The sequence below is a fragment of the Vibrio splendidus genome, from assembly GCF_003345295.1.
Taxonomy (GTDB): Bacteria; Pseudomonadota; Gammaproteobacteria; order Enterobacterales; family Vibrionaceae; genus Vibrio; species Vibrio splendidus_K.
Map to the genome: position 1 here is coordinate 2,747,219 of NZ_CP031055.1, position 24,141 is coordinate 2,771,359.

The following is a 24,141-nucleotide window of genomic DNA, read 5'->3' on the forward strand; positions in this document are numbered from 1 at the left end:
CCATGTCACGAACAATTATGGCATTTGACTACGGTACAAAAAGTATCGGCAGTGCGATAGGACAAGAAATCACAGGTACAGCCAGCCCTTTAAAAGCCTTTAAGGCGAAAGATGGCATCCCGAACTGGGATGATATTGAAAAGCAAATCAAAGAATGGCTACCAAACCTTATCGTTGTAGGCTTGCCTACAGACCTTCATGGTAAAGATTTAGCAGCTATTACCCCTAGAGCAAAAAAGTTCGCCAATCGCCTCAAAGGTCGCTTTGGTGTGGATGTTGAGCTACACGATGAAAGGCTCTCAACAACAGAAGCAAGAGCGGATCTATTTGAAATGGGTGGCTACAAAGCGCTAAGTAAAGGCAATGTCGATAACCAATCTGCCGTTGTTATTTTAGAAAGTTGGTTTGAAGCACAATATTCTTAGAAAAATTAAGTAAGTAAAGTTTGAGCTAACTTATGATCCCACACGAATATCACGCCGTAGTGCCAGAGCAATTCATAATAAGGACGTGGGAGTTCATATGAAAATTATTCTAGCAATCTTCGCAGCTCTAACAATATCAGCATGCAGTTCAACTGGATCTAGCAATGCTGGTTATATGAATGATGGTAAAACTAATTCCAGCTTTACTAGCGGAAATAGATATTACGATGACAGTCGTCGACAACACGGTACGTTAAATGAAAATTGATTTAGCTCTTTGTAAACGCCTGAGTCTCTTAACTCGGGCGTTTTTCTTTAGGACCTACTCTATCTAACCCATATCAATCTTCACGCCAGCCAAAGCACCAGTTCCGTAGTCATCATCACCGCGTCTGGTTTTTAGCATTAAGCGTAAGTCATTAGCAGAATCAGCACAGTGGAACGCATCCTCTTCACTAATCTTGCCTGCTACGACTAAGTCATACAAAGCTTGGTCAAAGGTCTGCATCCCAATCTCTTTTGATTTAGCCATTGTCGACTTGAGTTCATGTAGCTCACCTTTACGAATCAAATCAGATACTCGTGGGCTGTTGAGTAGAATCTCAAACACACCATGACGACCGCTGCCATTCTTATCTCGGATTAATTGCTGAGCGACCACACCACGTAGATTCATCGACAGATCAAACAAGAACTGCTCTTTCTGCTCTTTAGGCACCAAGTGGAGAATACGCTCTAACGCTTGGTTAGCGTTATTGGCGTGCAAGGTTGCCATACACAAATGACCCGTTTCAGCAAAGGTCATCGCGTATTCCATGGTTTCACGGCTCCGGATTTCGCCAATCAAGATCATATCTGGCGCTTGACGTAACGAGTTCTTAAGTGCAACTTCGTAACTCTCAGTGTCTAGCCCAACCTCACGTTGAGTCACGATACACTTTTTATGTTCGTGAACGAATTCAATTGGGTCTTCAACCGTCAAAATATGCCCGGAACGATTAGTATTGCGATAACCTGTCATCGCAGCCATCGAGGTTGATTTACCGGAGCCCGTCGCCCCAACCACCAGCACAAGTCCACGCTTTGCAATTGACAGGTCTTGCAGTACATCAGGAAGCTTTAATTGCTCAAAGGTTGGGATGTTAGTCTCGATACGTCGAATGACCGCTCCTGGTAGCTCTCGCTGAAAAAACGCACTCACACGAAAACGACCAAAATCACGCACTATGGCAAAATTAGCCTCACGCGTTTGCTGATATTCATCACGTCGGTCTTGATCCATCATCGCGTCAAGCAACTGTGCGACCTGAGCCGAATTCAGCTTACCTCCTTGAGGGCGAAGTTCACCATCCACACGAAACAAGATCGGAGCATCGACAGTGATATAAAGATCCGAAGCCTTTTGAGAAAGCATCCCCTCAAGGATTTGATTCAATTCCATTTTGTTCACCTTGATTAAAACATTGAGGTTTCAATTTCGATCTTTTTCTCGACCTCTTCTGAATCAACCAGGCCTTGAGCCATCAACTGCTTCGCATTTTGCTCCATGGTCTGCATACCATGTGCCGCGCCCGTTTGAATAATCGAATACATCTGCGCGACCTTATCTTCACGGATCAAGTTTCTGATCGCAGGTGTCGCCATCATGATTTCATGACAAGCCACACGACCGCCACCGACACGCTTTAACAGCTTTTGGGCAATCACCGAACGTAACGATTCAGATAGCATTGAACGCACCATGTCTTTGTCGCTCCCCGGGAATACATCGATAATACGGTCTATGGTTTTTGCCGCAGAGCTCGTGTGCAAAGTACCAAAAACTAAGTGACCCGTTTCTGCTGCGGTTAGCGCTAAGCTAATCGTCTCTTGGTCACGAAGTTCACCCACAAGGATTACGTCGGGATCTTCACGTAACGCACTACGCAACGCCGCTTTGAAGCTGTGAGTGTCGCGGTGCACTTCTCGTTGATTGATTAGGCATTTGTTGTTGGTATGAACAAATTCGATCGGATCTTCAATCGTCAATATATGCTTATTATGGTTACGGTTAACATAGTCCACCATCGCAGCCAAAGTTGTCGACTTACCTGAACCAGTGGGCCCAGTGACCAATACTAGACCTTTTTCGTAATTAGATATTCTTTCAAATATCTCAGGAGCCCCTAGCTGTTCAAGGGTGGGAATCTCTACTGGAATGGTACGAAACACAGCAGAGCAGCCACGAGATTGGTTAAAAGCATTAACACGGAAACGACCAACGTTGGGTAATTCAAAAGAGAAGTCGACTTCCAGTTTTTCTTCAAATTCACCGCGTTGTGAATCACTCATGATCTCAAAAACCAAACGATGCACATCAGCATGGCTCAAAGCTGGTATTCCAAGCTTCCTTACTTCACCATCTATACGTACCATTGGAGATACACCCGCAGAAAGATGTAGATCTGACGCGTTATGCTTTACACTAAAATCTAGTAACTCAGTGATATCCATTTATTTTCCTTTAAGTAAAGTCAGCTATGAGTAGTATTCAACAAAATATCGAACAAATCACCTCACAGATTCGTAGTGCTGAGCAAAAGTGCGGACGAGCTCCAGTCTCCGTGCAACTTTTAGCCGTCAGCAAAACTAAACCTATTGATGCGATTCTAGAAGCCGCACTCGGAGGCCAAGTTGCCTTTGGTGAAAACTATGTTCAAGAAGGTGTAGATAAAGTAAAACACTTTTCAGAACAACATTCTAACCTAAATTTAGAGTGGCATTTTATTGGTCCAATACAGTCCAATAAAACTCGTCCAATCGCAGAAAGCTTCCAGTGGGTGCATTCCGTTGATCGCGATAAGATTGCGCAAAGGCTGAATGATCAGCGACCAAGCGGGCTTTTACCTCTACAAGTTCTCATTCAGGTAAATACCAGCGGTGAAGATTCGAAGTCAGGAACGTCAGAAGAGACAGTTTTTGCACTCGCAGAGTTGATTTCGTCGCTCCCTAACCTCACGTTAAGAGGATTGATGTCGATTCCTGCAAACGTATCTGACTATCAATCACAGCTTAATGCATTTTCTCAACTGGCAGAGCTTCAACAAAAGCTAGCCGCGAAATATCCAAACATCGATACCCTTTCGATGGGTATGAGTGGTGATATGGATGCAGCAGTTGAGGCTGGTAGCACCATGGTTCGTATTGGAACGGCTATTTTCGGTGCTCGTGATTACGCAAAATAGCAAATAGTCAGCGACCAAAAGTCGACGATAAGTATTGATACCGCTTCGCTTTAACCGCGCAGCGACACGCTCAGGATTTTATATATGGAACATAAGAACATCGCCTTTATTGGGGCGGGAAATATGGTTCGCTCGATTGTAGCGGGCTTAGTGGCGAGTGGTTACCCAGCGCAAAAGATTACTGCAACAGCGCCTTCAGACACCAGAAGGCTGCCGTTAGAGCAAGAGTACGGCATCAATACCACCTGCGATAATATTGCCGCAGCAGAACAAGCAGACGTTGTTGTGTTATCCGTGAAGCCACAAATGATGGCTGATGTATGTAAACCCTTACAAGATATCGACTTTAGCAACAAACTGGTTATCTCAATTGCAGCCGGTATTAATGCGAATCGACTCAATGAGATGTTAAACTGCCAACTGAACCTTGTGCGTGTTATGCCAAACACGCCATCACTGCTTGGTAAAGGGATGAGTGGCCTTTATGCTGACTCAACGGTTAGTCAGGGCGATAAAGAGTTCGCTTCTCAGCTAATGCAAGCCGTAGGTGAGGTAAGCTGGGTTGAACAAGAGTCTGGTATCAACAACATCATTGCAGCTGCAGGGAGTGCTCCGGCTTACTTCTTCCTGTTTATGGAAGCGATGCAAGCTGAAGCAATTAACCAAGGTTTTGACCAAGAAACCGCTCGTAAATTAGTGCAGCAATCTGCATTAGGCGCGGCAGAGATGGTGGTAGCGAATCCAAATACTGAATTATCAACACTGCGTGAGCAAGTGACTTCAAAAGGCGGAACGACCGCAGAAGCATTGCGCACGTTTAACGACCATCAACTATCAGACATCGTAGCGAAAGCCATGCAAGCGGCGGTTGCTCGAGCTGAAGAGATGGAAAAACTGTTTTAATACTCGTTACAGTACAAAAGCATTGTGCCGTTCGGGTTATACCTAGCGGCAAGTAAATCCGAAAAAGGAAACAATATGAATTCGATGAGCTTTCTGATCTCGACCGTTTTTGATCTTTACATCATGGTTGTGATCTTGCGTATCTGGCTACAAGCATCACGTGCAGATTTCTACAACCCATTCTCACAATTTATCGTAAAAGCGACACAACCGGTTGTTGCCCCGCTACGCCGAGTGATTCCATCAATAGGAAGCCTTGACCTTGCGACTGTTGTCTTCGCTTATGTGCTGTGTGTACTTAAGTTCGTCGCTCTAAACTTGATTATCTCTGGCGGTGCGGCTGTATTTGATATCAGCTTCCTGATCTTTGGCGCACTATCTCTGCTCAAAGCGGCTGGTGGGTTAATTTTCTGGGTTCTGCTAATCCGTGCAATCCTGAGCTGGGTTAGCCAAGGCCGTAGCCCAATCGAATACGTATTCCATCAGTTAACAGAACCAATGTTAACGCCAATTCGCCGTATCCTTCCTGATATGGGTGGCTTCGACCTAAGCGTGCTGGTTCTGTTCATTGTTCTGCAATTTGCGAACTTCTTAATGGGCGACATGATCGGTCCTATTTGGTATCAGCTATAGTTCAAGTACGAACATCAGGTACTTTGACGATGCCAAAAGCAGCTTGGGCCGAAGAAGACGATATTCTTCTTAGGCTCTATATCCAACCCAAGGCAAGCCGCGATAAAATCGTTGGCTTACACGGAGAGGAACTAAAAATTGCCATTACCGCACCACCGGTTGATGGCAAAGCAAATGCTCACTTAGCGAAATACCTTGCGAAACAATTTAAGGTCGCGAAAGGGCAAATTAAGATAGAAAAGGGAGAGCTCGGTCGGCATAAGCAAGTTCGAATATGCTCACCAAGTCAGATCCCAACTGAAGTCAAAGCCATCCTATGATGGCTTTTTGCTATTTATTGGAGTCATTATGCGTCTATGGATAACAGCACTACTCACAGCTCTGATTGCCCTACCAAGCTCGGCAGGACAGTTTAAAAGTATCAAGGATGTCGAGGTTCATTACTCGGCTTTCAATTCCACGTTTTTAACTGCGCAGGTCGCTAAGCAATATAAGCTGAAACGAAACGGATACTCTGCGATTCTAAACATCAGCGTGCTAGACAACGCTTCCCTAGGAAAACCTGCGACAACGGCTAAAATTACGGGAACAGCGAGAAACCTAGTAGGTAACACTCGTACGCTTAACTTCCGTGAAATAAAGGAAGGCGATGCGATTTATTACCTCGCTGAATTTCCTATCACTCACGAAGAAAACATCACTTTTAATATCGATGTTAACGCAGGTTTGAAAGGCACAGGTCCACTGCGTTTCACACAAAAATTCTATATAGAAGAGTAGCTTCAAAGCTCACATTTCTAGTCATTAACTTATTAGAGCCACATCCCCATGAGTAAGATTGTTTTAGCAACAGGCAACCAAGGCAAAGTTCGCGAGATGGCAGATATTCTGTCTGAGTTTGGTTTCGACGTTGTCGCGCAAAATGAGTTTAATGTTTCAGAAGTCGCTGAAACGGGAACAACTTTCATTGAAAATGCCATCATCAAAGCTCGCCACGCTGCGAAAGAGACGGGGCTACCAGCCATCGCAGACGATTCTGGCTTAGAAGTTGATTACCTTAATGGTGCACCCGGTATCTACTCAGCGCGTTACTCAGGTGAAGGGGCGACTGATAAACAGAACATCAAAAAGCTGTTAGATGCTATGCAAGGTGTCGACGTTGAAAAACGCACAGCTCGTTTTCACTGTGTATTGGTGCTAATGCGTCACGAAAACGATCCGACTCCATTAGTATGTCACGGTAAATGGGAAGGTCGTATTCTGACTGAAGAACACGGTGAGAATGGCTTTGGCTACGATCCTGTATTCTTTGTACCAGAAGATAACTGCGCCTCAGCCGAGCTTGAATCGTCGCGTAAGAAGCAACTGTCACACCGTGGTAAAGCCCTCGCGTCATTATTCAAGACTCTCAAGGAGCAAGCTCTGTAATGCACAATGCAGCGCTTATACCACCCGCACTTAGCCTTTATGTCCACATCCCATGGTGTGTACAAAAGTGTCCGTATTGTGATTTTAACTCTCACGCTCTCAAAGCCGAGATTCCTGAAAAAGAGTACATCGATGCACTGCTTGAGGATCTCGATACCGATATCGAAAAATACCAACTCAATGGCGCACCTCGCCCATTGCATTCGGTCTTTATTGGTGGCGGCACGCCGAGTCTATTTTCTCCAGAAGGAATAGGTCGATTACTACAAGGTATTGAACAACGCATCCCGTTCAAACCTGAAATAGAAATCACCATGGAAGCCAACCCAGGCACCATAGAGGCTGAACGTTTCGCAGGTTACCAAAAGGCAGGCATCACACGAATCTCAGTAGGCGTACAAAGTTTTGAGCAAGAGAAACTGGAAAGGCTTGGCCGTATTCATGGTCAAGATGAAGCAGTGAATGCGGCTCATTTAGCGCATAAGATTGGATTGAACAGCTTCAACCTAGATCTAATGCACGGCTTGCCCGATCAAAGCATTGATCAGGCCCTGGCTGATTTGGACAAAGCCATCGAGCTCGATCCTCCACATTTGTCTTGGTATCAGCTAACAATAGAACCTAACACCATGTTCTATTACAAAACGCCAAAGCTACCTGACGATGATGACCTTTGGGATATCTTCGACTTGGGCCATAAGAAGCTCGCAGACGCAGGTTATGTACAATACGAAATTTCAGGCTACAGCAAGCCGGGATATCAGTGTCAGCATAATCTCAACTACTGGCGCTTTGGTGACTACCTAGGTATTGGCTGTGGCTCTCATGGCAAGCTGAGCTTTGCAGATGGACGTATTGTTCGCACTACTAAGGTTAAACACCCTAGAGGCTACCTAGCAGCGTATCAGAACCTGGTGAAGCCCTATCTGTCGGATGAACTTGAAGTCCCTAACGAGGATCGCCCTTTTGAGTTCTTCATGAACCGCTTCAGGCTAATGGAAGCGTGTCCAAAACAAGATTTCATTGATACGACAGGGTTAGAGTTTGATTCGATTCAGCCAACGATAGAGTGGGCCAAAGAGCTCGGTTATCTTAATGAAACCGACAGCCATTGGCAGATCACTGAAAAGGGAAAACTCTTCCTAAATGATCTGCTTGAAGCGTTTATGGCTGAAGAAGACGAATAGTTCGAACGCTAGAATGCAAAAAGCCTCCCATCACGAGAGGCTTTTTTGTCGAGCTTAGAACTTAGAAAATAGAACGACCAATTCGCTCAGAGAGCAATTCTAAAGCCTGAGTTCCCGCCAGTGAATTACCCGACGCGTCCAGTTCTGGAGACCACACCGCGATCGTCATTTCGCCAGGAACAATTGCAATAATCCCGCCACCGACACCAGACTTTCCGGGCATACCAACACGATAGGCAAACTCTCCCGCCCCATCATACAAACCACATGTCGCAAGCAAAGCATTCAGCTGTTTGGTTTGAACTGGCGTGATGATCTCTTTCTTGGTCTGAACCGATACACCTTTGTTCGCCAAGTAGCTAAAGGTTTTCGCCAAGTCAACACAGGTCATTTTAAGCGCACAAGCATGAAAGTAGTTGTTGAGTACGGGGATAACATCGTTCTCAAAATTACCAAATGAACGCATCAAATAAGCGATAGCAGCATTACGATCGCTGTGCATCATCTCAGAAGCTGCCACAACCTTGTCATACACAATATGAGTATCACCTGATAGCTGACGCACAAATTCTAATAAACGGTGTCTTGGTGCTGATAGACGGCTTTGTAATAAGTCAGCCACGACAATCGCGCCAGCATTAATAAACGGATTACGAGGGATGCCGTGCTCCATCTCAAGCTGAATCATCGAGTTAAAGGCTTGTCCTGAAGGCTCCTTGCCTACTCGCTGCCATATCTCTTCAGGCTTATACAACACCATCGCCAACGTCAGGCTTAAAGCTTTAGAGATTGATTGCACAGAAAAGGCTTCATCGGCATCGCCAGCTTGAATAACTTCACCTTCATTGGTGTATACCGCAATCGCCAGTTTCTGGTTCGATACACGAGCCAATGCAGGAATATAATCTGCGACCTTTCCCTGACCAATTAAAGGGCGAACTTCATCTAAAATCTCGGCCAAAATAGCTTGAGTTGGTTTCATGTGTGCTTACTTCTTTATTGTTATTTTTGTAGGGAGTGTGACATTACTTTCTGTCCTTAAACCTTTATCGCAATAAAAGCCTAAGGACAAAAAAGCCAACATTACAATAATGTTGGCTTTAATCAATCCCATAAAGTGTAGGGTTTAAATCCTAAGTCGGATTCACCTTCACTTAATTTGATTCAGAATTACTTAGTACGCTTGAACTTAATGTCCCAAACACCATGACCTAAGCGGTGGCCACGCGCTTCAAACTTAGTCAATGGACGCTCGTCTGGACGAGGAATGTAATCCCCATCTTCAGCGATATTCTTGAAGCCTGGAGCTACGTTCATCACTTCAATCATATGTTCTGCGTAGTTTTCCCAGTCTGTTGCCATGTGGAAAATACCAGTATCAAGTTGCAGCTTACCGCGAACCATCTCTGCAAACTCAGCCTTAACAATACGACGTTTGTGGTGACGAGCTTTATGCCATGGGTCAGGGAAGAACAGTTGCAGTGTATGCAGGCTGCTGTCTGGGATCATGTGTTCAAATACTTCAACTGCATCATGACACATTACACGCAGGTTAGTTACGCCAGCATCGCGAGCTGTACCTAAACACGCACCAACACCTGGGCTGTGAACTTCAATACCTAAGAAATTTTTCTCAGGTGCGTTCTTTGCCATTTCAACTAGTGATGCACCCATACCGAAGCCAATTTCTAGTACAACAGGGTTGTCGTTGCCAAACACTTCTTTCCAATTAAGAAGTTCTGGATTGTAGTCGATACCCATTGTTGGCCAACATTCGTTCATCGCGTTTTCTTGGCCTTTTGTTAAGCGGCCTTCGCGGCGAACAAAACTACGGATCTTACGAACCAGTTTGCCGTCTTCAGTATATTCGTTAGTGGTCACTTCACTCATTGATTTTTGCCTGCACATTGATTAATCAAAGCGGGGATTATCCAAAGAATTGCCTCCGGTGCAAGTCTTTCCGTGGATAAATTCCCACACAATTTGTCTGTTTTACATCCAACCGTAAGTGTGGTGCAATTTCACTCCTAATAATAGCAAAGCATAGAGCATGTCGTGACTCCTTTCGCAACCGCCATATTAAAGTGGTATGACGCCTTTGGGCGTAAAGAATTACCTTGGCAACAAAACAAAACCGCCTACACCGTTTGGTTATCTGAAATCATGCTTCAGCAGACTCAAGTCGCCACGGTGATTCCATATTACCAGCGCTTCTTAGAACGCTTTCCAACGGTGATTGACCTAGCGAATGCCGAGCAAGATGAAGTGCTGCACTTATGGACAGGGCTTGGCTATTACGCGCGAGCTCGTAACTTGCACAAGGCTGCCAAGATTGTTGCCGAGCAATACGGTGGTGAATTTCCGCTTTCTATCGAAGAAATGAACGCACTACCGGGTATTGGGCGCTCTACTGCCGCTGCAGTGCTGTCCTCTGTGCATAAACTTCCTCATGCAATTCTTGATGGCAACGTCAAACGCACCTTGGCGAGAAGCTTTGCAGTAGAAGGTTGGCCGGGGCAAAAGAAAGTTGAAAATCAGCTGTGGGAACACGCAGAAGCACACACCCCCAACCAAGATGTTGATAAGTACAATCAAGCCATGATGGATATGGGTGCGATGGTTTGTACCCGTAGCAAGCCTAAATGTACCTTATGCCCGATTGAAAACATGTGTGAAGCTAAGAAGCTCGATAAACAGCTCGATTTCCCTGGTAAGAAGCCTAAGAAAGAAAAGCCAATAAAAGAAACATGGTTTGTGATTCTGTACCACAACAATCAAGTATGGCTCGAACAACGCCCTCAATCTGGTATCTGGGGAGGGTTATTCTGTTTCCCTCAAAATGAAAACGCAGAGATCGAACATCAATTAGATCTTCGTTCGATCAAAGACAATGAAACCGATTCGATCAAGACTATGATTGCGTTTCGACATACTTTCAGCCACTACCACTTAGATATCACGCCTGTATTAGTAAAATTAGATAAACAACCAGATTTGATAATGGAAGGGACTAAAGGTCTCTGGTATAACTTATCAAAACCGGAAGAAATTGGCCTAGCCGCTCCTGTAAAGCAGCTTATTGAGAGCCTACCCTTTGAACTGAACGACGACGTTTGAATCAACGAACGCGATAAGAGGAACCACTATGAGCCGCACTGTATTTTGTGCTCGCCTTCAAAAAGATGCTGAAGGCCTAGATTTTCAACTTTACCCAGGTGACTTAGGTAAGCGTATCTTTGACAACATCTCTAAAGAAGCTTGGGGACAATGGCAAAGCAAGCAAACCATGCTTATCAATGAGAAGAAGCTAAACATGATGGATCCTGAACATCGTAAACTTCTTGAAACTGAGATGGTTAACTTCCTTTTCGAAGGTAAAGATGTCGTTATTGATGGCTACACTCCACCAAGCGAATAAGACATTTATTTAAGCAAATTTTAATGACATCATGGTTAACGCTGCGATGTCATTTTTGTATGAGGAACTATGAAAAAGCTAAGTTACTTCCTAACAGCCATGTTGTTAACTGGCTGCAGTCGTGAATTTGTCGAAAGCATTTATGATGTTAATTACGAACCAACCAACCGATTTGTCAGTAATTTAGCGGAGCTACCCGGTCAATTTGAAAAAGACACAGGGGCGTTAGATTCTTTAATTAATAGCTTTTCTGGCAATATCCAAAAACGTTGGGGCAGCAGTGAAGTAAAGATGGCGGGTAAGAGTAACTATGTGAAATACATAGATAATTACTTGAGCCGTTCGGAAGTAAACTTTAGCCAAGGTCTAATCACAGTTGAAACCGTATCCTCAACTGATCCTAAAAAGCACCTCAAAAATGCAATAATGACGACACTTTTAACGCCAGATGATCCTGCAAATGTCGATCTGTTCTCTTCCAAAAGCATCAAGTTAGAAGGTCAGCCTTTCCTCTATAACCAAGTCGTTGATCAGGATAAGAAGCCAATCCAATGGACATGGCGCGCTAATAAGTTTGCTGATTACCTGATCGCCAATAACTTAAAAACTAAGGAAGTCGACTTTAAAAAAGCGTATTACGTCGAAATTCCAATGGTGGCCGATCACGCCAGCAAACGAAGCTATAAGTACGCAGATATCGTTCGTCGCGCATCTCAACGTTATGACATTCCTGAAGACTTGATTTACGCGATCATCAAAACAGAAAGCAGTTTTAACCCATACGCTGTAAGTTGGGCGAATGCCTATGGACTTATGCAGGTAGTCCCAAAAACCGCAGGTCGAGATGTCTTTAAGCTTGTCAAAAAGAAACCAGGAGAGCCGAGTCCTGAGTACTTATTCAATCCAGAAAACAACATTGATGCAGGCACTGCGTACTTTTACATCCTTAAAAATCGTTATTTGAAGGACGTGCAACACCCAACCACACTCGAATACAGCATGATCTCAGCATACAACGGTGGCACTGGTGGGGTACTCAATACCTTCAGTAAGGACAGAAAGCGGGCAATGCGTGACTTAAACTCATTGCAACCTAGTCAAGCTTACTGGGCACTGACAAAGAAACACCCAAACAAAGAGTCGCGTCGATACTTAGAAAAAGTAACAAAATTCAAGAAAGATTTTAACCAAGGTAAAACGTAAGCCTCACTTTTGAATAAAAAAACAACTAACGAACGTTTTTTTTAATTATTTTCAAAAAAGGTGTTGACGGTTATGCAGAAAATCCGTTTAATAGCGCTCCGTTGCCCGGATAGCTCAGTCGGTAGAGCAGAGGATTGAAAATCCTCGTGTCGGTGGTTCGATTCCGCCTCCGGGCACCACAATTTGATTTGTTGGTGTCATTACTCTTTAACAGGGAGTAGCAACACGAATAAAAGCATAAAGAATTTAGTGTGCCGACTTAGCTCAGTAGGTAGAGCAACTGACTTGTAATCAGTAGGTCACCAGTTCGACTCCGGTAGTCGGCACCATTCTTTTGCCTCGATAGCTCAGTCGGTAGAGCAGCGGATTGAAAATCCGCGTGTCGGTGGTTCGATTCCGCCTCGAGGCACCATTATTTGGTACTTAACAAATAATGGTCTTTATAGACCTGATGTTGAGACAAGTAATTCCCCTTTAGTTCAGTTGGTAGAACGGCGGACTGTTAATCCGTATGTCGCAAGTTCAAGTCTTGCAAGGGGAGCCATTTTAAAGAACTTCATTTTATATGAGGTTTTAATTAGAGAGTTTACTCTCTAAAGCAAAGAATTTAGTGTGCCGACTTAGCTCAGTAGGTAGAGCAACTGACTTGTAATCAGTAGGTCACCAGTTCGACTCCGGTAGTCGGCACCATTCTTTTGCCTCGATAGCTCAGTCGGTAGAGCAGCGGATTGAAAATCCGCGTGTCGGTGGTTCGATTCCGCCTCGAGGCACCATTATTTGGTACTTAACAAATAATGGTCTTTATAGACCTGATGTTAAGACAAGTAATTCCCCTTTAGTTCAGTTGGTAGAACGGCGGACTGTTAATCCGTATGTCGCAAGTTCAAGTCTTGCAAGGGGAGCCACATTCAAGAAAGCCAAGTCGAAAGACTTGGCTTTTTTTCGTTTGAGCAAAAGCTAACTCTATTCAGTATTGCCGCCAGCTCAACATCAAGCCCTGATCACCCCCATAAAGTTAAAGCATTTCCTATCTCGACAGTACCCATCCTTGAATTCGTTCAAACCCTCTCGATACAAACTAAACCACCTCTGAAATTAAGCACCTTTAGCCGCGTATCGTCACATGAAAATAAACAGCATGGCAAGCTGTTACTTTTTTTGCTTCGTAAATTTAATCTCCATCATGTTTTGATATCTTTCTGATATCTGCTCTACACGACTTAGATTAAGATTCGATAAATTATATCTAATACTAATTATTGAATCGCTACGCAGGAAAATATGAAATTAAAAACGCAAGCTTACTTATTATCGGGCATCATCTTGATCGCTCTGCTGGCGCTAACTGCTACTGGTTTATGGACCTTGAGAGTCGCTAGTAACATGGACAACAAAGCTCGTGTGACAGAGCTATTTAAGAGCGCATACAGCATTCTTACTGAAGTCGAAAAAATGGCTATTGATGGCACTCTAGAAGAGCAACAGGCCAAACAACTTGCTACTCGCCTACTACGTAACAACATTTATAAAGACAATGAATACGTTTATGTTGCGGATGAAAACATGACGTTTGTTGCTACACCTCTAGATCCACAACTACACGGAACTAGCTTTAATGATTTTAGAGACGGTGATGGAAACAGTGTTGGCCAACTCATTCAACGAGTACTTGGCAATCGCACTGGCCAGATCATTGAGTACACCTGGACACAAAAGCTTCCAGACGGAACGATTGAAGAAAAACTGTCTATTGCAGAGAAGACCCCGCATTGGGGTTGGGTTGTCGGCACAGGTATCGGCTTCAATGAAGTTAACGCGCGTTTCTGGTCAACGGCTCAATGGCAATTGTTTCTATGTGTCGTGATTGCTGGCCTTATTTTATCAAGCCTAATTGTATCCATTAAACGCATGTTAACGCTTCTTGGCGGCGAGCCTAAAGATGTAAGAGAAGCAGTACAAGCAGTCGCAGAAGGCCGTATTCAAACCTCTTTCGAGACTCAGGCGATAAACGGCAGTATTTATCATGCCGTGCAACAAATGAGTAAGTCGTTAGCCGAGCTGGTCTCAAACCTTAATGCATCAATGCTGGCATTAAGGGGCGAACTGCAGCGCGTAGAAGATCGTGCTGGGGCAATTGCTCAGCTAACAGAAACACAACAGCAATCAACAGAGATGATCGCAACAGCAATGACCGAGATGGCCTCTTCAGCCAACAATGTTGCTGATTCAGCGGGTGATACTGCGCGTAATACTGACGAAGCTGATAAACAGAGCCAACATACGCAGCAGTTAATTCACAACACGGTAGATAACATTCAAGGTCTAGCAGGCCAACTAGGAACGGCCAGTGAAGCCGTCGCTAACCTAGATAGCGATGTACATAACATCGTTAAGGTCTTAGACGTCATCGGTGATATTGCAGAACAAACTAACCTTCTAGCGCTAAATGCGGCAATTGAAGCTGCGCGCGCTGGTGAACAAGGCCGCGGATTTGCGGTTGTGGCTGATGAGGTTCGTAACCTTGCAGGTCGAACACAATCAAGCACGAAAGAAATCCAACTAATGATCAATAACCTTCAAGAAGGCTCTCGTAACGCAATAAAAACTATGGAAGTGTGTGCGACGACCAGTGAAAGCACCGTAACAGAGTCCCAGAATGCCTCTGAAGCTCTACAACAGATTGTTATCGCATTAGAGTCTATTTCATCGATGAGTCATCAAATCGCGACAGCCGCCGCTGAGCAGACTCAGGTGAGTGACGATATTTCGAAGCGTATCAATATGATCGAAGAAAGTGGCAACCAACTGAGTAATGTGGTGACAGAAAGTCATAACAGCACTCAAACTCTCGCCTCCCTTTCTAACGAATTAGAAGCTTGGGTTAATAGGTTTGAAGTAAAACACTAAACTCTCGAGTAAATTCTTAAATACAAAAGCACGTTTTCATACGTGCTTTTTTTGTTTCGGTGCCTATTCCGTCCAGTTAACCGTAGTTTCAGTATCTTTTAGAGCATGCTAGACCTAGGTTTTTAGCCCCAAACGAACAAAAACAATCCACTAAGTATAGAAAAACATCAAACGATACTTTTTTTGCAATTTAATGTTGACCCAGAACGCGAAAACACGTTTAATACACCTCGTCGCCCGGATAGCTCAGTCGGTAGAGCAGAGGATTGAAAATCCTCGTGTCGGTGGTTCGATTCCGCCTCCGGGCACCACAATTTATTTGTTGGTGTCCTAGACAACAACAGTAAAGCACAAAGAAATATTATGTGCCGACTTAGCTCAGTAGGTAGAGCAACTGACTTGTAATCAGTAGGTCACCAGTTCGACTCCGGTAGTCGGCACCATTTCTTTAAAGCTTTAAGAATAATTCCCCTTTAGTTCAGTTGGTAGAACGGCGGACTGTTAATCCGTATGTCGCAAGTTCAAGTCTTGCAAGGGGAGCCAAGTTAATCATCAAGCATAAGCTTTTTGATTCATGATGCCGACTTAGCTCAGTAGGTAGAGCAACTGACTTGTAATCAGTAGGTCACCAGTTCGATTCCGGTAGTCGGCACCATTCTCTTGATTAGAGACTAAACAATCAATTCCCCTTTAGTTCAGTTGGTAGAACGGCGGACTGTTAATCCGTATGTCGCAAGTTCAAGTCTTGCAAGGGGAGCCAATTAGAAAAGGCCGCATCATTGATGCGGCCTTTTTGCATTTAAAGATCCGAACTCATCCATACCAGTCTACTCACCTTTTACTACCTCATTTAATTCGAAAACCAACACTTTTAATGCTCTTCTAAAGCAATCAGACTTTTCTCTTTAATTCCGCTCAAGCTATCACAAGAACAAACTTGTCACTCTTGCAAGAAGCCAGTCATCACGAAGGGCTACTTTCGTTATCTATAGAAGTGCTCTGCTGAGAAATTCTAGTCGTAATGGGGGCGGGAATTAAAAGCTAAATAATGAATTCAAATAAGCTCTAGAAAGGCTCTGTTGGTTGCTTAAATTGAAATGACACACGACTCACTCTTTATCGAAACTATCCACTACAATCGCTCCCATAGACGCTGGCATAGAAATAACAATTACCCTTTTGATAGATACAATTGGATCGCTTAATAAAGGAAGCTTGTCCAAACAAGTCAGCACCAAAGCAACAACCAATGCAGTCATCACATAAGCAATAACAATTCTGAAAATAAACACTGGCAACCGAGCGACAATATCTTTCTGAAATACACTCTCATACGTGTAAAAGCCCAGGAATACAGCAGACAATAGAAACAACAACAGCAAGTTAGCTGTAGGCAAAGTCTCCCCTAACTTCCAGGCTTCCTCAGAAAAAGAAATCGGCACGGCCAAAGCAAAAGATCCAACAAAGATCTGGCTGGCATCTTCAAAGTTAAAGCTTAATTTCATAGTTCGACCCATTAGGTTTTAAGGCTTTATCTATTTTTTAAAATAATCACAAAATTATCCGCCGATGATTTGGGGAATTTTCTATTCTTACCAAGCAACAGAAATGACACTTCTTAGCTTAATATTAGTCGTAATAACCTAAACATAGCTTGAACTAACTAGCAAGAGATCAATATGTTCAGAGTAAAAGCTGTCAAAACAACTAATTCATATCGAGTCGACAAGCACATCAGAATCGAAGAGAGACCGGTAAACATCCTAAGATACTAGTGCCTAGAACCAGAAAATCTCAATCAGTTGGGTGATAAACATCACTGCACGGATCGAGGGATACTCTATTTCTTAGCTTATATATCCTTCCGGCATCACTTGGGGAGCTCAGTCTAGCGACTCTCACCTTCAAACTGAATCTAGTCCGCTTTCACCCTTTAAAATGCTTCGAACAAAGTGCTTAATGCTATCGAGAGTGATTTAAGCTCAATGCATAACAAGAGCTATTAAGTCTACTTATTAAGGACTCTAGCGTTCTTAGCAAAATCCTCTCGATGATGGAGTCCTAATTACACATTAGGCTATCCTCTAGATTCACTGATAGGCCAGAAGTCAGGTTTCCTAGACGAAGATCTATTAACTAATACTTGAGGAAGGCTCCAAGCACTGAGCAAGCGGGGTGAGTTGTAATGCTTGTATGGTTTCAGGTATTGAATAGGGGCGCTGAGTCAGAACAGTCTCATTAACCTAACTTACAACGTCGTATGGCTAGAGTATTTGATCAGTAAGCTTAAAGAGCTGCATGCGTTTGAAGCCTTTCTTGTGTCAAACCACAATTGGAATCAGAAATGATGTGATTCTAGTCGTAGGATTGGGATTTCTGATAAATGACGGAATAATGGGGACGCGTTGGCTAAGAGTTATGGGGTACGGGAAGCCTTATGTGGAAGTCATTAGATGGAAGGGCGAAGCACTATAATTTAGATGTAAAAAAGCCCCGCTATTTCTAGCGAGGCTTCTAAATAAATGGCGGAGTGGACGGGACTCGAACCCGCGACCCCCGGCGTGACAGGCCGGTATTCTAACCAACTGAACTACCACTCCGCAGTGTCTATTCAGCATAATGCAATTTAAGCCTGACGATGTCCTACTCTCACATGGGGAAACCCCACACTACCATCGGCGCTATTGTGTTTCACTTCTGAGTTCGGCATGGAATCAGGTGGGTCCACAATGCTATGGTCGTCAAACAAATTCTGTTGTCAATTTGATTAATCAAATCAACTAAATAGTGGTGCTGATACCCAGACTCGAACTGGGGACCTCACCCTTACCAAGGGTGCGCTCTACCGGGCTGAGCTATATCAGCAATTCAGGAGTCGTTTAAAAACGATTCTGAAAACTTTTGTCTTCACTTTTAAAAAGTGAAAATAAATTTGGAGCCTGGCGATGTCCTACTCTCACATGGGGAAACCCCACACTACCATCGGCGCTATTGTGTTTCACTTCTGAGTTCGGCATGGAATCAGGTGGGTCCACAATGCTATGGTCGCCAAGCAAATTTTAAAATTCGGAAAGCTTATCTAAAAGTTATTTCTCTTCAAACGCATTCAAGGTCTGGTACATCTGAGTCCACAAAACCCCTTGGGTGTTGTATGGTTAAGCCTCACGGGCAATTAGTACAGGTTAGCTCAATGCCTCGCAGCACTTACACACCCTGCCTATCAACGTCGTAGTCTACGACAACCCTTTAGGACACTTATAGTGCCAGGGAAAACTCATCTCAAGGCTCGCTTCCCGCTTAGATGCTTTCAGCGGTTATCGATTCCGAACTTAGCTACCGGGCAATGCCATTGGCATGACAACCCGAACACCAGAGGTTCGTCCACTCCGGTCCTCTCGTACTAGGAGCAGCCCCTTTCAATTTTCCAACGCCCACGGCAGATAGGGACCGAACTGTCTCACGACGTTCTAAACCCAGCTCGCGTACCACTTTAAATGGCGAACAGCCATACCCTTGGGACCGACTTCAGCCCCAGGATGTGATGAGCCGACATCGAGGTGCCAAACACCGCCGTCGATATGAACTCTTGGGCGGTATCAGCCTGTTATCCCCGGAGTACCTTTTATCCGTTGAGCGATGGCCCTTCCATTCAGAACCACCGGATCACTATGACCTGCTTTCGCACCTGCTCGAATTGTCATTCTCGCAGTCAAGCGGGCTTATGCCATTGCACTAACCACACGATGTCCAACCGTGTTTAGCCCACCTTCGTGCTCCTCCGTTACTCTTTGGGAGGAGACCGCCCCAGTCAAACTACCCACCAGGCACTGTCCGTAATCCCGATTCAGGGACCAACGTTAGAACATCAAAACTACAAGGGTGGTATTTCAAGGACGACTCCATCACATCTAGCGACGCAATTTCATAGTCTCCCACCTATCCTACACATGTAGGTTCAATGTTCAGTGCCAAGCTGTAGTAAAGGTTCACGGGGTCTTTCCGTCTAGCCGCGGGTACACTGCATCTTCACAGCGATTTCAATTTCACTGAGTCTCGGGTGGAGACAGCGTGGCCATCATTACGCCATTCGTGCAGGTCGGAACTTACCCGACAAGGAATTTCGCTACCTTAGGACCGTTATAGTTACGGCCGCCGTTTACCGGGGCTTCGATCAAGAGCTTCGACCGAAGTCTAACCCCATCAATTAACCTTCCGGCACCGGGCAGGCGTCACACCGTATACGTCATCTTACGATTTTGCACAGTGCTGTGTTTTTAATAAACAGTTGCAGCCACCTGGTATCTGCGACTCTCGTCTGCTCCATCCGCAAGGGACTTCACTGATAAGAGCGTACCTTCTCCCGAAGTTACGGTACCATTTTGCCTAGTTCCTTCACCCGAGTTCTCTCAAGCGCCTTGGTATTCTCTACCCGACCACCTGTGTCGGTTTGGGGTACGATTCCTTACAATCTGAAGCTTAGAGGCTTTTCCTGGAAGCATGGCATCAATGACTTCACTACCGTAGTAGCTCGACATCGTATCTCAGCGTTAATGAAAGTCCGGATTTACCTAAACTTTCCGCCTACATACTTGAACCTGGACAACCGTCGCCAGGCCCACCTAGCCTTCTCCGTCCCCCCATCGCAATTGTAAGAAGTACGGGAATATTAACCCGTTTCCCATCGACTACGCCTTTCGGCCTCGCCTTAGGAGTCGACTTACCCTGCCCCGATTAACGTTGGACAGGAACCCTTGGTCTTCCGGCGAGGGAGTTTTTCACTCCCTTTATCGTTACTCATGTCAGCATTCGCACTTCTGATACCTCCAGCAGCCCTTACAGACCACCTTCAACGGCTTACAGAACGCTCCCCTACCCCACATACCCTAAGGTACGTAGCCGCAGCTTCGGTGTATAGCTTAGCCCCGTTACATCTTCCGCGCAGGCCGACTCGACCAGTGAGCTATTACGCTTTCTTTAAATGATGGCTGCTTCTAAGCCAACATCCTGGCTGTCTGAGCCTTCCCACATCGTTTCCCACTTAGCTATACTTTGGGACCTTAGCTGGCGGTCTGGGTTGTTTCCCTCTCCACGACGGACGTTAGCACCCGCCGTGTGTCTCCCGGATAGTACTTACTGGTATTCGGAGTTTGCAAAGGGTTGGTAAGTCGGGATGACCCCCTAGCCTTAACAGTGCTCTACCCCCAGTAGTATTCGTCCGAGGCGCTACCTAAATAGCTTTCGGGGAGAACCAGCTATCTCCAGGTTTGATTGGCCTTTCACCCCTAGCCACAAGTCATCCGCTAATTTTTCAACATTAGTCGGTTCGGTCCTCCAGTTGATGTTACTCAACCTTCAACCTGCCCATGGCTAGATCACCTGGTTTCGGGTCTAATCCTAGCAACTGTACGCCCAGTTAAGACTCGGTTTCCCTACGGCTCCCCTAAACGGTTAACCTTGCTACTAAAATTAAGTCGCTGACCCATTATACAAAAGGTACGCAGTCACACCACGAAGGTGCTCCTACTGCTTGTACGTACACGGTTTCAGGTTCTATTTCACTCCCCTCACAGGGGTTCTTTTCGCCTTTCCCTCACGGTACTGGTTCACTATCGGTCAGTCAGTAGTATTTAGCCTTGGAGGATGGTCCCCCCATATTCAGACAGGATATCACGTGTCCCGCCCTACTCGTTTTCACTGATTATGAGATGTCGACTACGGGGCTATCACCCTTTACTGCGGCACTTTCCAGAGCCTTCGTCTGTCTCATTAAAAGCTTAAGGGCTAATCCAATTTCGCTCGCCGCTACTTTCGGAATCTCGGTTGATTTCTCTTCCTCGGGGTACTTAGATGTTTCAGTTCCCCCGGTTTGCCTCCTGTTGCTATGTATTCACAACAGGATACTTGCTTATGCAAGTGGGTTTCCCCATTCAGGAATCCCAGACTCAAAAGGTTATTACTACCTAATCTGGGCTTATCGCAAGTTATTACGCCTTTCATCGCCTCTGACTGCCAAGGCATCCACCGTGTACGCTTAGTCACTTAACCATACAACCCGAAAGGGTCTTAGTGTATGGCAACTAACCAAGGTTTTTGGTTGTCATCAAGAAGGGTTAATTCTCAATGACTGTTTGCCGGACTCAATTTACTTTTTGTTTCCACTTTTAAAAAAAGTAGAATCAAAAAATGAACAATCATTTCTGATCATTCGAATACAAGACACTTGAATGTGTTTGTTGTGTTTATCTAATGAAAGATAAACATTGAGAACTTTTAAACTTGATTGAATTACTCGTAAGTAATCAATCAGTCAGCTTTCCAAATTGTTAAAGAGCTAGATTTCTTTCGAAACCATTTTTAAATATTTTCAGATAAAAACACTTAAAGATGGTGGAGCTATGCGGGATCGAACCGCAGACCTCCTGCGTGCAAGGCAGGCGCTCTCCCAGCTGAGCTATAGCCCCATCTTTGTATCTAGTCGATATTGGTGGGTCTGAGTGGACTCGAACCACCGACCTCCCGCTTATCAGGCGAGCGCTCTAACCAGCTGAGCTACAGACCCAATATCGTCTCTTTTACTTTCTAAACCTAATCAATCTGTGTGGACACTCATCGTAAGTATCTTCGTATAAGGAGGTGATCCAGCCCCAGGTTCCCCTAGGGCTACCTTGTTACGACTTCACCCCAGTCATGAACCACAAAGTGGTGAGCGTCCTCCCCGAAAGGTTAAACTACCCACTTCTTTTGCAGCCCACTCCCATGGTGTGACGGGCGGTGTGTACAAGGCCCGGGAACGTATTCACCGTGACATTCTGATTCACGATTACTAGCGATTCCGACTTCATGGAGTCGAGTTGCAGACTCCAATCCGGACTACGACGCACTTTTTGGGATTCGCTCACTATCGCTAGCTTGCTGCCCTCTGTATGCGCCATTGTAGCACGTGTGTAGCCCTACTCGTAAGGGCCATGATGACTTGACGTCGTCCCCACCTTCCTCCGGTTTATCACCGGCAGTCTCCCTGGAGTTCCCGACATTACTCGCTGGCAAACAAGGATAAGGGTTGCGCTCGTTGCGGGACTTAACCCAACATTTCACAACACGAGCTGACGACAGCCATGCAGCACCTGTCTCAGAGCTCCCGAAGGCACACCTGCGTCTCCGCTGGCTTCTCTGGATGTCAAGAGTAGGTAAGGTTCTTCGCGTTGCATCGAATTAAACCACATGCTCCACCGCTTGTGCGGGCCCCCGTCAATTCATTTGAGTTTTAATCTTGCGACCGTACTCCCCAGGCGGTCTACTTAACGCGTTAGCTCCGAAAGCCACGGCTCAAGGCCACAACCTCCAAGTAGACATCGTTTACGGCGTGGACTACCAGGGTATCTAATCCTGTTTGCTCCCCACGCTTTCGCATCTGAGTGTCAGTGTCTGTCCAGGGGGCCGCCTTCGCCACTGGTATTCCTTCAGATCTCTACGCATTTCACCGCTACACCTGAAATTCTACCCCCCTCTACAGCACTCTAGTTCACCAGTTTCAAATGCAGTTCCGAGGTTGAGCCCCGGGCTTTCACATCTGACTTAATGAACCACCTGCATGCGCTTTACGCCCAGTAATTCCGATTAACGCTCGCACCCTCCGTATTACCGCGGCTGCTGGCACGGAGTTAGCCGGTGCTTCTTCTGTTGCTAACGTCAAGATATGCAGCTATTAACTACACACCCTTCCTCACAACTGAAAGTACTTTACAACCCGAAGGCCTTCTTCATACACGCGGCATGGCTGCATCAGGCTTTCGCCCATTGTGCAATATTCCCCACTGCTGCCTCCCGTAGGAGTCTGGACCGTGTCTCAGTTCCAGTGTGGCTGATCATCCTCTCAGACCAGCTAGGGATCGTCGCCTTGGTGAGCCATTACCTCACCAACTAGCTAATCCCACCTAGGCATATCTTGACGCGAGAGGCCCGAAGGTCCCCCTCTTTGGCCCGTAGGCATTATGCGGTATTAGCCATCGTTTCCAATGGTTATCCCCCACATCAAGGCAATTTCCTAGGCATTACTCACCCGTCCGCCGCTCGACGCCCATTAACGCACCCGAAGGATTGTTAGTGTCGTTTCCGCTCGACTTGCATGTGTTAGGCCTGCCGCCAGCGTTCAATCTGAGCCATGATCAAACTCTTCAATTTAAGATTTTGTGACTCAACGAATACTGACTTCAAAACTAATATTCATGTAAACATGAACATGTAATTCTAAAGCTATTACCATTCCAACAGAATGGTAATGAATTGACTGTGCCGAATAACTACAAGTAGTTAAACGTATTGGTCACTCAGTTCATTGAAATCATTGTGTTACCGAAGTAACTGTTATTACGCTCTTTCGAAAAAGAACCAATAACGTTTTGATATTCATCAACGAGTGCCCACACAGATTGATAGGTTTAAATTGTTAAAGAGCGTGTTCTCTAAAAAGAGAACGCTTTCAGTGCCTTAGCACTTAAGCAGGACGCGTATAATACGCTTTCCACTTTGAAAGTCAACATAAAATACTAAGAAAACTTAGAACTCTATGGTGACTTGTCTAGAAACTAGACAAAGTCGAAATTAAAGCCTGGCGATGTCCTACTCTCACATGGGGAAGCCCCACACTACCATCGGCGCTATTGTGTTTCACTTCTGAGTTCGGCATGGAATCAGGTGGGTCCACAATGCTATGGTCGCCAAGCAAATTTTAAAATTCGGAAAGCTTATCTAAAAGTTATTTCTCTTCAAACGCATTCAAGGTCTGTCTTTGAGTCCACAAAACCCCTTGGGTG

At 45.2% G+C, this 24,141-nt stretch carries 17 protein-coding genes, 16 tRNA genes and 5 rRNA genes; 24 read left to right on the forward strand and 14 right to left on the reverse strand.

The window, feature by feature from the left end:
• Positions 1 to 2: 2 nt before the first annotated feature.
• Positions 3 to 425 carry a Holliday junction resolvase RuvX gene (gene ruvX, locus DUN60_RS12055; RefSeq protein ID WP_017075420.1) on the forward strand — a complete coding sequence of 141 codons (423 nt, stop codon included), beginning with the start codon at positions 3 to 5 and terminating at the stop codon, positions 423 to 425.
• 331 nt (positions 426 to 756) lie between these two features.
• On the opposite strand, the gene DUN60_RS12060 is transcribed toward ruvX, so the two are convergent.
• Together DUN60_RS12060 and DUN60_RS12065 are read right to left on the reverse strand one after the other, a co-directional pair.
• Complete coding sequence (locus DUN60_RS12060; RefSeq protein ID WP_114634024.1) at positions 757 to 1,866, reverse strand: PilT/PilU family type 4a pilus ATPase; 1,110 nt, start codon at positions 1,864 to 1,866, stop codon at positions 757 to 759.
• Between the two features lie 14 nt (positions 1,867 to 1,880).
• Complete coding sequence (locus DUN60_RS12065) at positions 1,881 to 2,918, reverse strand: type IV pilus twitching motility protein PilT (RefSeq protein WP_004735478.1); 1,038 nt, start codon at positions 2,916 to 2,918, stop codon at positions 1,881 to 1,883.
• A 26-nt stretch (positions 2,919 to 2,944) separates the two neighbouring features.
• Here DUN60_RS12065 and DUN60_RS12070 point away from each other — a divergent pair, with 26 nt between their 5' ends.
• From DUN60_RS12070 to hemW, 7 genes are all read left to right on the forward strand, one after another.
• On the forward strand, positions 2,945 to 3,649 hold the full coding sequence (locus DUN60_RS12070; RefSeq protein ID WP_114634025.1) for a YggS family pyridoxal phosphate-dependent enzyme: 705 nt from the start codon (positions 2,945 to 2,947) through the stop codon (positions 3,647 to 3,649).
• Between the two features lie 84 nt (positions 3,650 to 3,733).
• Positions 3,734 to 4,552 carry a pyrroline-5-carboxylate reductase gene (gene proC / locus DUN60_RS12075; protein WP_114634026.1) on the forward strand — a complete coding sequence of 273 codons (819 nt, stop codon included), beginning with the start codon at positions 3,734 to 3,736 and terminating at the stop codon, positions 4,550 to 4,552.
• Between the two features lie 75 nt (positions 4,553 to 4,627).
• Positions 4,628 to 5,185, forward strand: a complete 558-nt coding sequence (locus tag DUN60_RS12080; RefSeq protein WP_004735475.1) for a YggT family protein — start codon at positions 4,628 to 4,630, stop codon at positions 5,183 to 5,185.
• Positions 5,186 to 5,214: 29 nt separating this feature from the next.
• The gene (yggU, locus tag DUN60_RS12085) at positions 5,215 to 5,505 is read left to right on the forward strand and encodes a DUF167 family protein YggU (protein ID WP_050621014.1); all 291 of its coding nucleotides are present in this window, start codon (positions 5,215 to 5,217) and stop codon (positions 5,503 to 5,505) included.
• A gap of 28 nt (positions 5,506 to 5,533) precedes the next feature.
• Positions 5,534 to 5,965 (forward strand): DUF4426 domain-containing protein, encoded by a 432-nt coding sequence (locus tag DUN60_RS12090; protein ID WP_004735472.1) that lies wholly within the window; start codon positions 5,534 to 5,536, stop codon positions 5,963 to 5,965.
• Positions 5,966 to 6,013: 48 nt separating this feature from the next.
• Positions 6,014 to 6,613, forward strand: a complete 600-nt coding sequence (locus DUN60_RS12095) for an XTP/dITP diphosphatase (RefSeq protein ID WP_114634027.1) — start codon at positions 6,014 to 6,016, stop codon at positions 6,611 to 6,613.
• The gene (gene hemW, locus DUN60_RS12100) at positions 6,613 to 7,800 is read left to right on the forward strand and encodes a radical SAM family heme chaperone HemW (protein WP_114634028.1); all 1,188 of its coding nucleotides are present in this window, start codon (positions 6,613 to 6,615) and stop codon (positions 7,798 to 7,800) included. Before DUN60_RS12095 ends, hemW begins: the two co-directional genes overlap by 1 nt.
• 61 nt (positions 7,801 to 7,861) lie before the next feature.
• Here the strand turns inward: hemW and glsB are convergent, their stop codons facing one another.
• Both glsB and trmB read right to left on the reverse strand, forming a co-directional pair.
• Positions 7,862 to 8,782 (reverse strand): glutaminase B, encoded by a 921-nt coding sequence (glsB, locus tag DUN60_RS12105; RefSeq protein WP_009847707.1) that lies wholly within the window; start codon positions 8,780 to 8,782, stop codon positions 7,862 to 7,864.
• 188 nt (positions 8,783 to 8,970) lie between these two features.
• Positions 8,971 to 9,690, reverse strand: coding sequence for a tRNA (guanosine(46)-N7)-methyltransferase TrmB (gene trmB / locus DUN60_RS12110; protein ID WP_029222028.1), 720 nt, complete (start codon positions 9,688 to 9,690; stop codon positions 8,971 to 8,973).
• 165 nt (positions 9,691 to 9,855) lie between these two features.
• Here trmB and mutY point away from each other — a divergent pair, with 165 nt between their 5' ends.
• From mutY to DUN60_RS12190, 16 genes are all read left to right on the forward strand, one after another.
• Positions 9,856 to 10,917 (forward strand): A/G-specific adenine glycosylase, encoded by a 1,062-nt coding sequence (gene mutY, locus DUN60_RS12115; protein ID WP_114634029.1) that lies wholly within the window; start codon positions 9,856 to 9,858, stop codon positions 10,915 to 10,917.
• Between the two features lie 28 nt (positions 10,918 to 10,945).
• Positions 10,946 to 11,218 carry an oxidative damage protection protein gene (locus tag DUN60_RS12120; RefSeq protein WP_004735465.1) on the forward strand — a complete coding sequence of 91 codons (273 nt, stop codon included), beginning with the start codon at positions 10,946 to 10,948 and terminating at the stop codon, positions 11,216 to 11,218.
• 69 nt (positions 11,219 to 11,287) lie between these two features.
• Positions 11,288 to 12,421, forward strand: a complete 1,134-nt coding sequence (gene mltC / locus DUN60_RS12125) for a membrane-bound lytic murein transglycosylase MltC (RefSeq protein ID WP_017084369.1) — start codon at positions 11,288 to 11,290, stop codon at positions 12,419 to 12,421.
• A 103-nt stretch (positions 12,422 to 12,524) separates the two neighbouring features.
• A tRNA-Phe gene (locus DUN60_RS12130) sits at positions 12,525 to 12,600 on the forward strand.
• A 74-nt stretch (positions 12,601 to 12,674) separates the two neighbouring features.
• Positions 12,675 to 12,750, forward strand: a tRNA-Thr gene (locus tag DUN60_RS12135).
• Between the two features lie 7 nt (positions 12,751 to 12,757).
• Positions 12,758 to 12,833: transfer RNA gene (locus DUN60_RS12140), tRNA-Phe, on the forward strand.
• Between the two features lie 56 nt (positions 12,834 to 12,889).
• Positions 12,890 to 12,965, forward strand: a tRNA-Asn gene (locus tag DUN60_RS12145).
• Between the two features lie 70 nt (positions 12,966 to 13,035).
• Positions 13,036 to 13,111 (forward strand) — tRNA-Thr (locus tag DUN60_RS12150).
• A 7-nt stretch (positions 13,112 to 13,118) separates the two neighbouring features.
• Positions 13,119 to 13,194 (forward strand) — tRNA-Phe (locus DUN60_RS12155).
• Positions 13,195 to 13,250: 56 nt separating this feature from the next.
• Positions 13,251 to 13,326: transfer RNA gene (locus tag DUN60_RS12160), tRNA-Asn, on the forward strand.
• Positions 13,327 to 13,702: 376 nt separating this feature from the next.
• A complete protein-coding gene (locus DUN60_RS12165) occupies positions 13,703 to 15,328 on the forward strand; it encodes a methyl-accepting chemotaxis protein (protein WP_114634030.1) in 1,626 nt (541 codons plus the stop codon).
• A 235-nt stretch (positions 15,329 to 15,563) separates the two neighbouring features.
• Positions 15,564 to 15,639 (forward strand) — tRNA-Phe (locus DUN60_RS12170).
• Between the two features lie 56 nt (positions 15,640 to 15,695).
• Positions 15,696 to 15,771, forward strand: a tRNA-Thr gene (locus DUN60_RS12175).
• A 24-nt stretch (positions 15,772 to 15,795) separates the two neighbouring features.
• Positions 15,796 to 15,871, forward strand: a tRNA-Asn gene (locus DUN60_RS12180).
• 36 nt (positions 15,872 to 15,907) lie between these two features.
• Positions 15,908 to 15,983, forward strand: a tRNA-Thr gene (locus DUN60_RS12185).
• A gap of 29 nt (positions 15,984 to 16,012) precedes the next feature.
• Positions 16,013 to 16,088: transfer RNA gene (locus tag DUN60_RS12190), tRNA-Asn, on the forward strand.
• Between the two features lie 349 nt (positions 16,089 to 16,437).
• Here DUN60_RS12190 and DUN60_RS12195 read toward each other — a convergent pair.
• The 10 genes from DUN60_RS12195 to rrf (DUN60_RS12240) all read right to left on the reverse strand — a co-directional run bounded on the left by DUN60_RS12195 (position 16,438) and on the right by rrf (DUN60_RS12240) (position 24,050).
• Positions 16,438 to 16,833, reverse strand: a complete 396-nt coding sequence (locus tag DUN60_RS12195) for a DUF2391 family protein (RefSeq protein ID WP_017079303.1) — start codon at positions 16,831 to 16,833, stop codon at positions 16,438 to 16,440.
• 1,018 nt (positions 16,834 to 17,851) lie between these two features.
• Positions 17,852 to 17,928, reverse strand: a tRNA-Asp gene (locus DUN60_RS12200).
• Positions 17,929 to 17,958: 30 nt separating this feature from the next.
• Positions 17,959 to 18,074: ribosomal RNA gene (gene rrf, locus DUN60_RS12205) — 5S ribosomal RNA — on the reverse strand.
• Between the two features lie 42 nt (positions 18,075 to 18,116).
• Positions 18,117 to 18,193: transfer RNA gene (locus DUN60_RS12210), tRNA-Thr, on the reverse strand.
• 72 nt (positions 18,194 to 18,265) lie between these two features.
• A 5S ribosomal RNA gene (gene rrf, locus DUN60_RS12215) occupies positions 18,266 to 18,381 on the reverse strand.
• 98 nt (positions 18,382 to 18,479) lie between these two features.
• Positions 18,480 to 21,373: ribosomal RNA gene (locus DUN60_RS12220) — 23S ribosomal RNA — on the reverse strand.
• A gap of 340 nt (positions 21,374 to 21,713) precedes the next feature.
• A tRNA-Ala gene (locus tag DUN60_RS12225) sits at positions 21,714 to 21,789 on the reverse strand.
• Positions 21,790 to 21,810: 21 nt separating this feature from the next.
• A tRNA-Ile gene (locus tag DUN60_RS12230) sits at positions 21,811 to 21,887 on the reverse strand.
• A 67-nt stretch (positions 21,888 to 21,954) separates the two neighbouring features.
• Positions 21,955 to 23,509, reverse strand: a 16S ribosomal RNA gene (locus DUN60_RS12235).
• Positions 23,510 to 23,934: 425 nt separating this feature from the next.
• Positions 23,935 to 24,050 (reverse strand): 5S ribosomal RNA (gene rrf, locus DUN60_RS12240).
• Together the 16S, 23S and 5S rRNA genes with 4 tRNA genes alongside form the textbook arrangement of a ribosomal RNA operon.
• Positions 24,051 to 24,141: the final 91 nt, after the last annotated feature.